The 983-nt window shown below is 31.5% G+C and carries 1 protein-coding gene; it reads right to left on the bottom strand.

Translation table 11 applies throughout. The features are described 5' to 3' along the window. Positions 1-443: 443 nt before the first annotated feature. Positions 444-983: SbcC/MukB-like Walker B domain-containing protein (locus MPF19_RS19060; RefSeq protein ID WP_284041597.1), on the bottom strand; the 540-nt coding region annotated here is incomplete at its 5' end.

Raw genomic sequence — 983 nt, 5'->3', positions numbered from 1 at the left:
ATAATGCACCGACTTGGTAAATGGAATTACCTAGAACGTTTTGATTGTAATTTAAGCTTAGAGAAAGGTTTGAAGGTAGAAGAGGAGTACAATAAGATGCAAGAATGGATGCATACTGATAAAAAATGGGAAGACATTAATAACAAAAAAGATTAAATTATTTTGAAGAAGTAATTAGGCATAAACGTGATGGTGGGATATAGTAGATTTTTGTCATATGAATCGATGAGAGCTTTGTTCTACTGCCAACCTCATGGTGACAAGAAGCATGAATTGATTGTTTTTTTTTGAATGAATGCCTTAACTAATATTACAGCTATTGGAATAGCAAATATCTTAAGCGCGGTAATCTACAATTTAAAAGGATTTTAAGAAAACAGGATTAAACTATAAATAATTTAACCCTGAGTTTTGTTACTTACACAGATTTTAGGATAGTGTCTCTATATAATCTCTACAGCACTAACACCGTTGCTTTTTTTAGTAATTCTAATTTGAGTAGGAATTCGTTCCTTTAAGTTTTCTACGTGAGAGATAATTCCGATTATTTTTCCTTGAGATTGCAATGTTTCTAAAGTAGATATTACGGTTTCTAATGTATTGCTGTCTAGCGTTCCAAAACCTTCATCAATAAAAAGAGAATCTATTTTTACGTTTTTGCTGGCCAAATCAGACAACCCTAAAGCCAAAGCCAAACTAATGATAAACTTTTCTCCACCACTAGAAGTATCTACCAAACGAGCTTGATCGGTTTGATAATGGTCTATCAGATTAAAATTCAGCTCTTCTTTTGGTTTGTAAGAATCTTCCATTTTTAAAGAATAACGTTTGTTTAATTGATACAAATGCACATTGGCAAGATCCAATAAATGTTTTAGCGTTAAACGCTGTACATAGACGTTAAAAGCATCTTTAGAATTCCCAATAATTTTAAATAGTTCTTTCCAAACGGTGCAAATTTCTGATTGCTTCTCTATTTTTTT

It is taken from the genome of Polaribacter sp. Z014 (genome assembly GCF_023555435.1).
Classification (GTDB): domain Bacteria; phylum Bacteroidota; class Bacteroidia; order Flavobacteriales; family Flavobacteriaceae; genus Polaribacter.
Note: the sequence above shows the minus strand (reverse complement) of the source record. Positions and strands in the feature narration are given on the sequence as shown.